General features: G+C 74.1%; 10 protein-coding genes. 8 read left to right on the plus strand and 2 right to left on the minus strand.

All coding sequences use genetic code 11. The features are described 5' to 3' along the window. The coding region (locus ACL02U_RS26905) for a cytochrome b/b6 domain-containing protein (protein WP_412793544.1) at positions 1 to 1,192 on the minus strand (1,192 nt) is incomplete at its 3' end. A 404-nt stretch (positions 1,193 to 1,596) separates the two neighbouring features. On the opposite strand from ACL02U_RS26905, the gene leuS reads away from it, so the two are divergent. The 8 genes from leuS to ACL02U_RS26945 all read left to right on the plus strand — a co-directional run bounded on the left by leuS (position 1,597) and on the right by ACL02U_RS26945 (position 13,261). Continuing rightward, positions 1,597 to 4,518, plus strand: a complete 2,922-nt coding sequence (gene leuS / locus ACL02U_RS26910) for a leucine--tRNA ligase (protein ID WP_412793545.1) — start codon at positions 1,597 to 1,599, stop codon at positions 4,516 to 4,518. A gap of 234 nt (positions 4,519 to 4,752) precedes the next feature. Continuing rightward, the gene (locus ACL02U_RS26915) at positions 4,753 to 5,574 is read left to right on the plus strand and encodes a hypothetical protein (RefSeq protein WP_412793546.1); all 822 of its coding nucleotides are present in this window, start codon (positions 4,753 to 4,755) and stop codon (positions 5,572 to 5,574) included. A 72-nt stretch (positions 5,575 to 5,646) separates the two neighbouring features. Continuing rightward, a complete protein-coding gene (locus ACL02U_RS26920; protein ID WP_412793547.1) occupies positions 5,647 to 6,492 on the plus strand; it encodes a DegV family protein in 846 nt (281 codons plus the stop codon). Positions 6,493 to 7,383: 891 nt separating this feature from the next. Continuing rightward, complete coding sequence (locus tag ACL02U_RS26925) at positions 7,384 to 8,328, plus strand: helix-hairpin-helix domain-containing protein (RefSeq protein ID WP_412793575.1); 945 nt, start codon at positions 7,384 to 7,386, stop codon at positions 8,326 to 8,328. 179 nt (positions 8,329 to 8,507) lie between these two features. Then, a complete protein-coding gene (locus ACL02U_RS26930) occupies positions 8,508 to 11,165 on the plus strand; it encodes a ComEC/Rec2 family competence protein (protein ID WP_412793576.1) in 2,658 nt (885 codons plus the stop codon). A gap of 24 nt (positions 11,166 to 11,189) precedes the next feature. Beyond that, positions 11,190 to 11,435 carry a hypothetical protein gene (locus tag ACL02U_RS26935; protein WP_412793548.1) on the plus strand — a complete coding sequence of 82 codons (246 nt, stop codon included), beginning with the start codon at positions 11,190 to 11,192 and terminating at the stop codon, positions 11,433 to 11,435. 266 nt (positions 11,436 to 11,701) lie between these two features. Further along, positions 11,702 to 12,691: a DNA polymerase III subunit delta gene (gene holA / locus ACL02U_RS26940; protein ID WP_412793549.1), complete on the plus strand. Its 990-nt coding sequence runs from the start codon at positions 11,702 to 11,704 to the stop codon at positions 12,689 to 12,691. 174 nt (positions 12,692 to 12,865) lie between these two features. Continuing rightward, positions 12,866 to 13,261, plus strand: coding sequence for a nuclear transport factor 2 family protein (locus tag ACL02U_RS26945; protein ID WP_412793550.1), 396 nt, complete (start codon positions 12,866 to 12,868; stop codon positions 13,259 to 13,261). A gap of 387 nt (positions 13,262 to 13,648) precedes the next feature. On the opposite strand, the gene rpsT is transcribed toward ACL02U_RS26945, so the two are convergent. After that, positions 13,649 to 13,915 carry a 30S ribosomal protein S20 gene (gene rpsT, locus ACL02U_RS26950; RefSeq protein WP_412793551.1) on the minus strand — a complete coding sequence of 89 codons (267 nt, stop codon included), beginning with the start codon at positions 13,913 to 13,915 and terminating at the stop codon, positions 13,649 to 13,651. Positions 13,916 to 14,071: the final 156 nt, after the last annotated feature.

Genomic DNA, 14,071 nt, shown 5'->3' on the forward strand with positions numbered 1-14,071 from the left:
CGGTGTCGGTCAGTGGGTCGTAGGTGGGGGTGGTGTGTCCGGTGTCGGTCAGTGGGTCGTAGGCCGGAGTGGTGTGCGCGGTGTCCGTGAGCGGGTCGTAGGCCGACGGGCGCGCCTCGCCGACCGGGGGCGGGGACGGTATCGGCCAGGTGCCCGAGGTGCTGCCGCTGTCGTCGACGCGCGGCAGCGCCTCGGTGGCCTGGAGATTCCCGGACGGATCCAGGCGCCCGGTCTGCCCGGCCGTGTACGCCTGCCCGGGGGAGACGGCCCGGTAGGCCGCTGCGAAACCGCCCGCCTGCTCCTGACCGCTGCGCTGCCCGCCGGTGCCGTACGGCTCCCCGGCGTCGTACCGGGGAGCCCGGCCGGCTGCCCCGCCGCGGCGGCCCGCGCCGCCCCGCCCCGCGGACGCGGCCCCCGCCGCCCCGGCGCGGTCCGTCTCGGCGTACTCGCCCTCCTCACGGTCCTCGCGCACCTCGGTGCCCAGCAGCGCCGCCAACCGGTCGGCGACCTTCCGCTTGAACGGGCGCGGCGCGGCCCGCAGGGCGAGCGCCGCCACCACGGCGACCAGGCACAGCTCGTACGACACCATGAAGAAGGTCTTCGCCGCGCGCCCCGCGAACAGGCCGTGGACCAGCGCCGCGCACCAGGCCGGGTAGGCCAGCATGTGCATCGCCCGCCAGCGGGCGGCGACCGGCGCGGGGGAGGCGAAGTGGTTCCGCAGCGCGCCGGTGACACCCACGAAGATCATCAGCAGTGCGGCCAGGGAGCCGCAGCCGATCAGGAAGGCGCTGCCGCGCGCCGAGCCGGCCTGATAGTCGTCGCCGCCGGTCAGGACGAGCCAGAACGGGATCAGCGCGGCGCCCCAGCCGGTGTGGTCCAGCGCCAGTTTCACTCCGACGTGGACCAGCAGGAACGCGATCGACGCGACGGCTGTCACCCGGTGGATCCCCTGCGCCAGGATCCGCTGGCGGATGTTGAGCAGCAGTCGGTCCTGGGCGACGAGTCCCCAGATCACCGAGCAGCTGAGCGACACGAGCGACAGGACGCCCGCGCCGAAGTTCAGGAAGCCCTGCAGCCAGTTGCCCCCGAACACCACCACGAGGGGTATCAGGAGCAGGACGACGGCCGACGCCACCCCGTAGGCCGACCGGCCCGGCAGGGGAAGCGAAGTGTTACTACGACGAGGGTTCATGGGGGCAACTCCGAGCAGTTTCGGGAAAGCGGTCCCGCCGCCGCACTCTAGGTGGCGCCATACCGGTGGGTAGGCAGTTTCAGTTATTGCGTTGTTATCAACGGACTGTATAAGTGGCGTAATGTCCTTTAGCAGTCGGTACGCGAAGTAACCGTGGGTGGCCTCCGGTGTGCTTGCCGTGTCACCAAGGCGTACGGAAGAGCGTCGCGGCTTGCTCAAGTGCTGCGGTACCCTAGCGCCATGCGTGCCGTACGCCTTCTGCTTAGCGAGCCGCGCTGATCAGTGCCGACCACCGGTGAGATCGTGGTCGGAATCGGCGCGGCGTCCCCTCCTGTGCGAGGGGATTTTTCGTTTCTTGAGTGTCACAGCCGCTGGCAGAGACGACCGATGGAGCCTTGAGGATCATGAGCGAGACGAACCCCGCCGCCACCGCACCCACGCCGGCAGAGGTCGCGCCGCACCGCTACACGGCCGCCATGGCCGCCGACATCGAGGCGCGCTGGCAGGACTTCTGGGATGCGGAGGGCACCTACGCCGCTCCCAACCCCGAAGGGGATCTCGCCGGTGACCCGGAGACGGTCGCCAAGCCCAAGAAGTTCATCATGGACATGTTTCCGTACCCCTCCGGTGCGGGCCTGCACGTGGGCCATCCCCTGGGCTACATCGCCACCGACGTCTTCGCCCGCTTCCAGCGGATGACCGGCCACAACGTCCTGCACACCCTGGGCTTCGACGCCTTCGGCCTCCCCGCAGAGCAGTACGCGGTGCAGACCGGCACGCACCCGAGGGTGTCGACAGAGGCCAACATCGGCAACATGAAGTCCCAGCTGCGCCGGCTGGGCCTGGGCCACGACAAGCGCCGGTCGTTCGCCACGATCGACCCGGACTACTACAAGTGGACCCAGTGGATCTTCCTGCAGATCTTCAACTCCTGGTACGACGGCGAGGCGGACAGGGCACGACCGATCTCCGAGCTGATCGCCCAGTTCGCCTCGGGTGAGCGTGCGGTTCCGGGCACCACCCGCGCCTGGCACGAACTGGACGCCGCCGAGCGCGCCGGCGTGCTGGGCCGCTACCGCCTGGCCTACGCCTCCGACGCACCCGTCAACTGGTGCCCCGGCCTGGGCACGGTGCTGGCCAACGAGGAGGTCACCGCCGAGGGCCGCTCGGAACGCGGCAACTTCCCGGTCTTCAAGGCCGAGCTGCGCCAGTGGAACATGCGCATCACCGCCTACGCCGACCGGCTGCTGGAGGACCTGGAGGAGCTGGACTGGCCCGAGGCCATCAAGCTGCAGCAGCGCAACTGGATCGGGCGGTCCGAGGGCGCCCGGGTCGACTTCCCGATCGACGGCGAGCGCATCACGGTCTTCACCACCCGTCCCGACACCCTGTTCGGCGCGACCTACATGGTGCTGGCCCCGGAGCACCCGCTGGTCGAGAAGTTCACGCCGGCCGCCTGGCCCGAGGGCACCCACCCGGTGTGGACCGGCGGCCACGCGAGCCCCGCCGAGGCCGTCGCCGCCTACCGTGCCCAGGCCGCCGCCAAGTCCGACGTCGAGCGGCAGGCCGAGGCCAAGGACAAGACCGGTGTCTTCACCGGCGCGTTCGCCACCAACCCGGTCAACGGCGAGCAGATCCCGGTCTTCATCGCCGACTACGTCCTGATGGGCTACGGCACCGGCGCGATCATGGCGGTCCCGGCCCACGACAGCCGCGACTTCGCCTTCGCGCGCGCCTTCGAACTGCCGGTCCGCTGCGTCGTCGCACCCGCCGCGGCGTCCGACGGCGGCTCCGCCGACGGCGCTTCCACCGAAGGGCCCGGCACAGACGCGTCGACCTGGGACGACGCGTTCGTCTCCTACGACGGGAAGATCGTCAACTCGGTCGGCGAGGGCGTCACCCTGGACGGCCTCGGCGTCGTCGAGGCCAAGACGCGCATCACCGAGTGGCTGGAGCGCGAGGGCATCGGCGAGGGCACCGTCAACTTCCGCCTGCGCGACTGGCTGTTCAGCCGCCAGCGCTACTGGGGCGAGCCCTTCCCGATCGTCTACGACGAGGACGGCGTGGCCCACGCCCTGCCCGAGTCGATGCTGCCGCTGGAACTGCCGGAGGTCGAGGACTACTCGCCGCGCACCTTCGACCCGGACGACGCCGACACCCGGCCCGAGACACCCCTGTCGCGCAACGAGGACTGGGTCAACGTCACCCTGGACCTGGGCGACGGCCCGAAGAAGTACCGCCGCGAGACCAACACCATGCCCAACTGGGCCGGTTCCTGCTGGTACGAGCTGCGCTACCTGGACCCGCACAACAGCGAGCGGCTGGTCGACCCCGAGATCGAGCGCTACTGGATGGGACCGCGCGAAGGCCTGCCGCACGGCGGCGTCGACCTGTACGTCGGCGGCGCCGAGCACGCCGTGCTGCACCTGCTGTACGCGCGCTTCTGGTCCAAGGTGCTGTACGACCTGGGGCACGTCTCCTCCGCGGAGCCGTTCCACAAGCTGTTCAACCAGGGCATGATCCAGGCCTACGTCTACCGCGACAGCCGCGGCATCGCGGTGCCCGCCGCCGAGGTGCAGGAGCACGAGGGCACCTTCACCTACCAGGGCGAGAAGGTCACCCGCCTGCTGGGCAAGATGGGCAAGTCGCTGAAGAACGCGGTGACCCCGGACGAGATCTGCGCCGAGTACGGCGCCGACACCCTGCGCCTGTACGAGATGGCCATGGGCCCGCTGGACGTGTCCCGGCCGTGGGACACGCGTGCGGTGGTCGGCCAGTTCCGGCTGCTGCAGCGGCTGTGGCGGAACATCGTCGACGAGGCGACCGGCGAGGCCACCGTCGTCGACACCGCGCCCGACGAGGCGACGCTCCGCGCGCTGCACAAGGCCGTCGACGGGGTACGCCAGGACCTCGAGGGGATGCGGTTCAACACCGCCATCGCCAAGATCACCGAGCTGAACAACCAGCTCACCAAGGCCGCGGGCCCCCTGCCCCGATCCGTGGCGGAAGCACTGGTGCTGCTGATCGCGCCGCTGGCCCCGCACATCGCCGAGGAGCTGTGGAGCAAGCTGGGCCACAGCGGCACCGTCGTCCACCGGGACTTCCCGGTCGCCGACCCCGCGTATGTCGTCGACGAGACCGTTACCTGCGTCGTCCAGATCAAGGGCAAGGTCAAGGCGCGCCTGGAGGTGGCGCCGTCCATCTCCGAGGAGGAACTGGAGAAGGCGGCGCTGAGCGACGAGAAGGTCGTCGCCGCACTGGGCGGGGGCGGCATCCGCAAGGTGATCGTACGGGCGCCGAAGTTGGTGAACATCGTCCCGGCCTAGTCGCGGTCTCGGTCGCGGCCCCGGTCGCGACCGAGACCGAGACCGATACCGCGGCCGCGACGGAGATCGCGGACCGTGCCGCGCGGCACGGTCTCCGGGTCGTCCCCTACGGGCAGGTTCGGGGTTCTCCAGGAACCCCGGGCCCGCCCGTTGCGTTTACCGTGGAGGGGCGGCGGGACGGCGTCGCGGCGTGGCACGGCCGGGTGGGACACCGCCGGACGGAGGAGGAGCACCGTGGAAGCAGTGATCGCAGTCTTCGCCCTGCTCTTCCTCCTCTTCGTGGCCGCCGGCGCCTTCGTCACCGTCAAGGCGGTCGGTGCGGCCCGCCGCGGAGTGGACCGCGCCGTCTCCCAGGCCCGCCGCACGGTGGAGGACCACACCCTGCGCGCCAAGTCCTTCGCCCAGCCGGGCGCCGCGGGCGAGATCGCCCAGCTGCGGCTCCGACTGCGCACCTCGATGCGCGCCACGCAGGACGCGCTGCACGCCGGCGTCGCCGAGGACCGCTCCCTGGAGGAGTCCCTGAGCCTGTTCCAGCGGCTCAGCTCGCACGGACGCGAACTCGACGACGAGCTCAGGCGGCTGGAGTCCGAGCCGGACCGCGCGGCGCTGGCCGACCGGCTGCCCGGGCTGCGTGAGCGCACCGAACGGATCACCCGGTCGGCTGACTCGCTGCGCTGGGCGGCCCGCGACCGCGCCCGCCGGTTCGCCGACGACGACCTCGACGCCCTGAGCACTCAGATCGACACGGAGGCCGGCGCACTCCGCCACTGGACCACCGCCGAGTCCTCGCCCCCGTCCGACCGCTCCGCGGGACCCGGCCACCCCCCGGGGGCCGCCCGGTCCTCGGCCTCCCCGCGGTCCTCGGCATCCCCGCGGCCTCCGGAGTCGACCCCGCCTCCCCCATGGGAAGCGGACACGGCGAGCGGTACCCGGCCCGCGGCCGGCACCTCCTCCACCTCCGGTGAGCAGCCGTCCGCCCGGCCCGCCCTCTCCCCTTCGCGCGGCCGTCCGGCCTACCCGTGGCAGAAGAAGCCCCGTCCCGAGAGCACCACATGATTCGGCCACTCGCGGCCGGGCCGAGCGGGCCCGGACTGCCACCCACCCGCCACTGCAGGTAACCTCCAGCTCATGTCCCGCCATGTCGCGATCGTCACCGATTCAACGGCCTACCTGCCGACACGGACGATGGAGCGCCACGGCATCACCACGGTGCCCCTGACGGTGGTGCTCGGCGACCAGGCCCTCGAGGAGGGCACCGAGATCTCGACCCGCTCCCTCGCCCAGGCCCTGCAGAAGCGACGGTCCGTCACCACCTCGCGCCCCAGCCCCGAGCAGTTCGCCGAGACCTACCGCAGAGTCGCCGAGTCCGGCGCCGACGCAATCGTCTCCCTCCATCTGTCGGCCGAACTGTCCGGCACCTACGACGCGGCAGTCGCCGCCGCCCGCGAGGCCCCGGTGCCGGTGCGGGTGGTCGACACCGGCATGGTCGCCATGGCGCTCGGCTTCTGCGCACTCGCCGCCGCCGAGACGGCGGAGGCCGGCGGCACGGCCGACGAAGCAGTGACCGCCGCGGAGAAACGGGCGGCGGGCACCTCCGCCTACTTCTACGTCGACACCCTCGACTACCTGCGCCGCGGTGGCCGGATCGGCGCCGCCCGGGCCCTGCTCGGCTCGGCACTTGCCGTCAAGCCGCTGCTGCAGTTGGAGGGTGGCCGGATCGAGCCCCTGGAGAAGGTGCGCACGGCTTCCAGGGCGATCGCCCGCCTGGAGGAACTCGTGGCCGACCGCGCGGGCAGCGCCCCCGTCGACATTGCCGTGCACCATCTCGCCGCAGCCGACCGCGCGGGTGCCCTCGCGGACCGGCTGCGGGCACGCGTGCCGGGACTGGCCGACCTGCATGTGAGCGAGGTCGGCGCGGTGATCGGGGCGCACACCGGTCCGGGGCTGCTGGGGGCCGTGGTGTCCTCCCGGTGAGCGGTGCCTGCGGTGCCCGCGGCGGCGCGGATGAGCCTTCCGGGTGACGTGGTTATCCACAATCAGGCGGTTCTCCACGGAAATTGAGCGAGATCAACGCGGATCGGTGTGCTGCCGGATCCTCGTCGTATGGCACTTCGATCCCATCCGCACGAGGGGGCGGCGAGCGCAACGGGCCGACTCCCCGGCTCCCACCGCCGCCCGAGTCACCGGCCGGTGCCCGTCTTCGGCCTCGTCCGCAGTGTCCGCAGCCGCCGAGACCGTCACACGCAGGCCGAGGCGCTCCGGCGGCGCGCCGGCACCCTCTTCCCCCATCCGCCCGCCGGGTCAGGCGAGTCGGGCACCGATCCGCCCGAAGGGGTGGACTCCGGTCCGCCGGGCGGCGGCTCCGGCCACGGGGATGCACGGAGCGGGCAGGGCCGCCGCCGGAGGGCTGCCGCCGCAGGCGGGGGCGCTGCCGCCGTGGTGCCCGACAGCGGCGCTGCTTCCCCGGCCCGGACGGCGGAGGCCTCCGGTTCCACGGCGGCCCACGGTTCAAAGGTGGCCTCCGGCCCAGCGGCTGCCCACGGCCCAGTGGCGTCTTCCGGCCCGGCGGCGGCCCCCGGTGCCGAGCTCCTTGACCCGGCTCCGCCGGGCAGCCCACCCGCCTCCGATTCGTGCGCGAGCGGTTCAGCCGGTTCAGCGCGTTCACCCGGTTCCGACGGCTCGGCCGGGTCGTGCGGTTCCACTGGTTCAAGTGGTCTGGCTGGTTCCGCCAGTTCCGCCAGTTCTGCCGGTTCCGCCAGTTCCGCCGGTTTGGGTGGTTCGGTCGGTTCGGCCGCTCCCGGGCACTCCTCGGGAAACGCGTCTCCGCTCGGCTCGCACGCGGGACGAGCGGGCCCTCGCGGCCCGATCCCGGAGGGTCCGTCCTGCCCTGATCCGAGCCCCGGGCACGCACCGGTGCGCGCCCCCGACGCAGGGGGTTCCGCTCCCTCCGAGACGGGCTCGGCGGGTTCCACGGACCTCGGGCCCGAGCGCACGGGTGTCCTCCTCGCACGTGAACCGGACCGCGCCGGATCCGGGGACTGGTGCGCGCGGGCCGGAACGGCGCTGCGGGAGAGGTTGCCGGTGTGGCTGCAGACGCGGTGCGGTCTGGACCGTCGCAGCGTCCTCGCACTGACCGCGCTGCTCGTCCTCGCCGCGGTGTTCGCGGCACAGCACTTCTGGTCCGGCCGGACCGAACCGGTGCCGGCACCCGAGGTGGTCCGCGCCGCCGCCCCCTACGCGGCGGCCGAGTCCGGGGACCGGGGCGAGGCGCACCGGACCGGGGAGCCGGACAGGTCGGCGCCCGGTCCACCGGTGCAGCGGACCCGGGCGGGCGCCGGCGGGACCGGTGCCGCGGCCGAGATCGTCGTGGACGTCGGCGGCAAGGTGCGCAAGCCGGGCATCCACCGCCTGCCCGCGGGCGCGCGGGTCGACGACGCGCTGCGTGCCGCCGGAGGCGTACGGCCCGGCACGGACGTCACCGGACTCAACCGGGCCCGCTTCCTCGTGGACGGCGAGCAGGTCCTCGTGGGGGAGACGGCGTTCCCGCAGGGGTCGGGTCCGGCACCCGGCACCTCCGTGGGCGGAGCGGCGGGCGGTGTCCCCGGGGCCGCGCCCGCCGTGCCGGTGTCCCTCAGCACGTCCACCGCCGATCAGCTCGACACCCTCCCCGGCGTGGGCCCGGTGCTGGCGCGTCACATCATCGACTACCGCCTGCGGCACGGCGGATTCCGCTCGGTGGACGAGCTGCGCGAGGTGGACGGCATCGGCGCGCGGCGCTTCGCCGACCTGCGGAACCTGGTGCGGCCATGAGCACACCGCAGGAGTCCGCGGCTCCCGGCCGGGGGAGGAGGCGGCCCGTGACCGGCCGGGGCACGAGCCCGGTACCCCGGCTGCCGGTCCGGCGCCTCGCGGTGCACGAGCCGGCCCCGGAGCCGCCGACGGACCGGCCGGTCCGTCCGGTCGAGGGCGGCGGGGCCGAGGGCGCGGCCATGAGCCTCCCCGCCCACGAGGGGCGCGCCGGCGCCGGCACGCCGGCCGCCGACGCGGCCGCCGATACCGATCCGGGGCGGGGCGAGGCACCCCCGAGTCGCCTTGCCGTGCACGCCGAGGCCGGCGGGCGCCTGGGGGCCGCCCATCCCCGCCAGGAAGCGCCCGTGGACCTGCGGCTCGTGCCGCCGGCGCTGGCCGCCTGGGTGACGGCGGCGTGGGCACTGGACGCACCGCCGGCGCGGATCGCTCTCCTGGTACTCGTCTGCCTTGCCGCGGCCGCCGCGCTGCTGTCGGCCGGACGGTACCGCCGCCCGGCCGGTCCGCGGGCGGCGGCGCGGGCGGCGCGGCGCGCGGCGTGGCGGGGGGCGACGTTCGCGGCGGTACTGCTCTGCGCGGCGGCGGCCGCCGCCTCGGCCGGGCTGCACGGCGCCGACCTGCGGCGCGGGCCGGTGCCCGAGCTGGCCCGGCGGTACGCCACTGTGACCGCCGAGGTGGAACTGACGTCGGACCCCCGGCTCAGCCGACCCCGTGTCACCGGCGACCATGCCGCACCGGTGTCCGTGGTGCTGCGGGCCGACCTGAGGGAGGTCGGCCGTCCGACGGGGAGGCCGGTGCGCACGCGCGCCCCGGTGCTGGTGATCGTGTCCCCGCCCGCGGCAGACGGCGGCACGGTGCCGAACGGCGGCGGGGCGGAGCGTTCGCCGTGGCGGCGGCTGCTGCCGTCGACACGGTTGCGGGTGACCGGGCGGCTGTCGCCGGCGGTGGCCGGTGGCGACCGGATCGCGGCCGTGCTGAGGCTGCGTGACCGGGCGGCACCGGCGGTGCTGGCGGGGCCGTCGGCGGTGCAGCGCCTCGCCGGGCGTTTGCGGGCAGGGCTGCGCGACGCCACCGGCGGGCTGCCCGCGGACCAGCGGGCGCTGCTGCCCGGGCTGGTCGTCGGGGACACCGCGAGGATCACGCCGGAACTCGGCGAAGCCTTCAGGGCGACCGATCTGACGCATGTCCTGGCCGTCTCCGGGAGCAACCTCACCGTCGTCCTGGCGCTGCTCCTGGGACCGCCCGGACTCGCCGCGCGTGCGGAGCGCCGGGGGCTCGCGCCCCGTCTCGGTCTGCCCCTGCGGACCACCGCGCTGCTCGGGGCGGTGCTCATGCTCGCGTTCGTGGTGGTGTGCAGACCCGATCCGAGCGTGCTGCGGGCGGCGGCCTGCGCGGGGGTCGTCCTGCTCGCGCTGGCGACCGGCCGACGCCGGGCGCTCGTGCCGGCCCTGGCCGCGGCCGTGCTGCTGCTGGTGCTGTACGACCCCTGGCTGGCGCGCAGCTACGGCTTCCTGCTGTCCGTACTGGCCACGGCGGCGCTCCTGGGGCCGGCGCCGGTGTGGAGCGCGGCGCTGCGGCGGCGCGGGCTGCCGCCGAGACTGGCGGAGGCGCTGGCCGCGGCCGGTGCCGCGCAGGCGGCGTGCGCGCCGGTCGTCGCCTTACTGTCCGCCCGGGTGAGCCTGGTCGCGGTGCCGTGCAACCTGCTCGCCGAACCGGCGGTCGCGCCGGCGACGGTGCTGGGTTTCGCCGCGCTGGCGGCGGCACCGGTGGCGATGCCGTGCGCACGGGCGCTGGCGTGGTGCGCCGGCTGGCCCGCCGGCTGGGTCGCCGAGGTGGCCAGGGCGGGGGCCGCGCTGCCCGGAGCGGGAGTGGACTGGCCGGGCAGTTGGGCCGGGGCGGCGCTGCTCGCCCTCGTGACGGTGCTGGTCGCGGTCGCCGGGCGGTGGCTGCTGCGGCGACCCTGGCTGTGCGGCGCCTGCGGTCTGCTGCTGGTGCTGGTGGCGGTGCGCCCGACGCCGCTGACCCGGGTGCTGACCGGCTGGCCGCCGCCGGACTGGCGCCTGGTGATGTGCGACGTCGGCCAGGGCGACGCGGTGGTGCTGGCGGCGGGCCCCGGCACCGGCGTGGTCGTGGACGCGGGCCCCGACCCGGGGCGCGTGGACCGCTGCCTGCGCGGTCTGGGCATCACCCGGATTCCGCTGGTCGTGCTGACGCACTTCCACGCGGATCACGTCGCCGGGCTGCCCGGCGTGCTCCGCGGCAGGGCGGTGGGAGCGATCGAGACCACTCGCCTCGAAGCCCCGGCGGGGCAGGCGGCGTTCGTCGGGCGGGAGGCGGCCCGGCGACACGTTCCGCTGGTCCGGGCCGCGGCCGGCGAGCGGCGTCACGTCGCGGACGTGGGCTGGCAGGTGCTGTGGCCGCCCGCCGGTTCCCGGCCCGGGGCCCGGACCGGGCTGCCCGCGCCGGAGATCGACGGCCCCAACGACGCCAGCGTCACGCTGCTCGTCCGGGTGGGCGGACTGCGCCTCCTGCTGCTCGGGGACCTTGAACCGCCGGCTCAGCGGGCCCTGCTGCATTCCCCCGCTGCGGGGCTGCTGGGAGCGGTGGACGTGCTGAAGGTGGCGCATCATGGCTCGGCTCGACAGGACCCGGACCTGATACGCCTGTCGGCTCCGCGGGTGGCGCTGATCTCCTGTGGAGAGGACAACCCGTACGGTCACCCCGCGCCCGGCACGATCGCGGTGCTGCGCGGACTGGGCGCGGCGGTGCTGCGGACCGACCGGGACGGCGCGCTGGCCGTCGCCGGGAGCGGTGCGCGGCTGCGGGTGGCGACCCGTTGAAGTGAGGTGCCGGAGAATGGCGTCGTGAGCGATGTGCGACATGTGCTGGTACTGCCCGACCGCGATGCCGCGGAGGAGGTCGTGGAGGCGCTCGGGGAGAGGTTCGGCCTCACCGAGGAGCCTCAGGTGGTGCGGGATGCGCTGGCCGGTGAGGACGACGCGGAGGACGCGCAGTGGCTCGTCGTGCTCCGGGACGAGGAGGCACGCCTGGACACCGGGGAGCTCGACGTGTTCGCGGGGGAGTGGGACGGGTGGCGCGAGGAACCCTAGGCCGGCCCGGCGGACGGGACGGGACGGGACGAGCCGCGCACCCGGGTCACGCCGCTGCGCCCCCGCGGCGTGACCCGCATCCGTAGCCCGCACCCGCACCCGCACCCGCACCCAGGCCCGCGCCCGCAATCGGGCCCGGCGCCCCGCACGAGCCCGAGCCGCCACCGGCCGCCGCGCGACAGTCCTCGCGCCTCGCGCCCCGCGCCGGTGTCGGGGCGCCCCGCGGCCGGACGGCGTTGTCAGTGGCACGTGGGATGCTTCTCCCGATGGCCAGGAAGACTGCGAACGATGACCCGCTCGCCCCGGTGACCCTTGCCGTGGGCCAGGAGGACCTCCTGCTCGACCGCGCCGTGCAGGAGGTGGTGGCGGCCGCGAAGGCCGCCGACGCCGACACCGACGTGCGGGACCTCCCCCCGGACCAGCTGCAGCCCGGCACGCTCGCCGAGCTGACCAGCCCGTCGCTGTTCGCCGAGCGCAAGGTGGTGGTCGTCCGCAGCGCGCAGGACCTGTCGGCCGACACCGTCAAGGACGTCAAGGCCTATCTCGGCGCGCCCGTCGAGGAGATCACGCTCGTGCTGGTGCACGCGGGCGGCGCCAAGGGCAAGGGGCTGCTCGACGCGGCGCGGAAGGCGGGGGCCAGGGAGGTCGCCTGCCCGAAGATGACCAGGCCCGCCGACCGGCTGGCCTTCGTCCGCCAGGAGTTCCGCACCGCCGGGCGTTCCGCCGCGCCCGAGGCCTGCCAGGCGCTGGTCGACGCCATCGGCAGCGACCTGCGCGAGCTGGCGTCCGCGGTCTCGCAACTGGTCGCCGATGTCGAGGGCACCATCGACGAGGCCGTCGTCGGGAGGTACTACACCGGCCGTGCCGAGGCGTCCAGCTTCACCGTCGCCGACCGGGCGGTGGAGGGCCGCGCCGCCGAGGCGCTGGAAGCGCTGCGCTGGTCCCTGGCGACCGGTGTGGCACCCGTCCTGATCACCAGCGCCCTCGCGCAGGGCGTGCGGGCCATCGGCAAGCTGTCCGCCGCGCGCGGGGGGCGCCCCGCCGACCTCGCGCGGGAGCTGGGCATGCCGCCGTGGAAGATCGACCGGGTGCGGCAGCAGATGAGGGGCTGGACGCCGGACGGGGTCGCGGTCGCACTGCGCGCCGTGGCCGAGGCGGACGCCGGCGTCAAGGGCGGCGGCGACGACCCGGAGTACGCCCTGGAGAAGGCCGTCGTCACCATCGCCCGCGCGGCGCGGTCCCGGGGCCGCGGCTAGGACTGGTTCGGCCGGCCATGCTGCTGACCGGGGAGCGAGCGTGTCCAAGACGAGCGTGAGCAACGAGACCGGCTGGAGTGCCAGGAGCCCCTAGATCGACTGGCCTGCTCCGTGCAGGGGCGGAGAATCGAAGTGTCAGCCATATCGCCGAAACGCTGGAGAGGGGCGATCGTCATGGCTGAACACCCGCACGCGACACTCATCCGCAAGGGCTACGACGCCTTTTCGCGAGGGGACATGGACACCCTGCGCACGCTGTTCACAGCCGACTGCGCGCAGCACGTGCCCGGCAGCAGCCCGCTCTCGGGCGACTTCAAGGGACAGGACGCGATCATCGAGATGTACGGCCGGCTCTTCCAGGAGACGGACGGCACGATGCGCGCCGAGTTGAAGGACGTCTTCGTCGACGGCCGGGGCCACGCGGTCGCCCTGCACCACGCCACCGCGGAACGCAAGGGCAGGCGGTACGACAGCGACGAGGTGATCGTCTTCCGGATCGTCGGGGACAAGGTCTCCGATCTGGACCAATGCAACCGGGACATCGAGACGGCCGACGCCTTCTGGTCCTGAGGCGCCACCACGGCCCGCCCGCGACACCGCTCCGGCCCGCGTGATACGGCCACCGGGCGGGGGCGAGCTGCGCACCCCGCCCCCTGGGACGCCGCCGCGCCGCGGGGGGCGGCGGCACCGCGGTCCGGGCGGAGCGGCACCGCGGTGCCGCCGGGCGGTGATCGTGGCCCGGAGCGGGCCACGGGCACGCCGAAGGCCCCGCCGCCCGCCCCGGGCAGGGGTGGGCGGCGGGGCCTGTCGGTTCACGCCGGTGAGCTCGTCCCCGCGTGGCGAACGCAGGCCGCGGACAAGCTCGGGGTTGCCGGTCGGGGGCGGATGAGAGAGGGCCCGCCCTGGGTCCTTCCGGCGTTCAAGTCGGAGTCGGAGTGAGCCGTGCGGCCCGCCGACTCAGCCCTTGACGGCAGCGACCTTCTGAGCCAGCGCCGACTTCTTGTTGGCGGCCTGGTTCTTGTGGATGACGCCCTTGGAGGCGGCCTTGTCCAGCAGACGCGCGGCGGCGCGCTGGTACTCGACGGCCTTCTCGGTGTCACCCGCGGCGGCGGCCTCACGGGCCTTGCGGATCGCGGTCTTGAGCGACGACTTGACGGCCTTGTTGCGCAGGCGCGCCTTCTCGTTGGTCTTGATCCGCTTGATCTGGGACTTGATGTTCGCCACGAAAGAGCCTTTTCAGGTTCTGGCACGGGCCCGTGAGGTCCCGTGCCGGTGATTTCTTGAGGGTGCACCCCATGATGAGAGGGCATGAGGCACAGCCCCCCACCTTAGCAGCGGGGCCGAGAGTGGCCCAAACCGGTCGGTGGTCCCGGCCCGTGG

The organism is Streptomyces sp. MS06 (assembly GCF_047200655.1).
Taxonomy (GTDB): Bacteria; Actinomycetota; Actinomycetes; order Streptomycetales; family Streptomycetaceae; genus Streptomyces.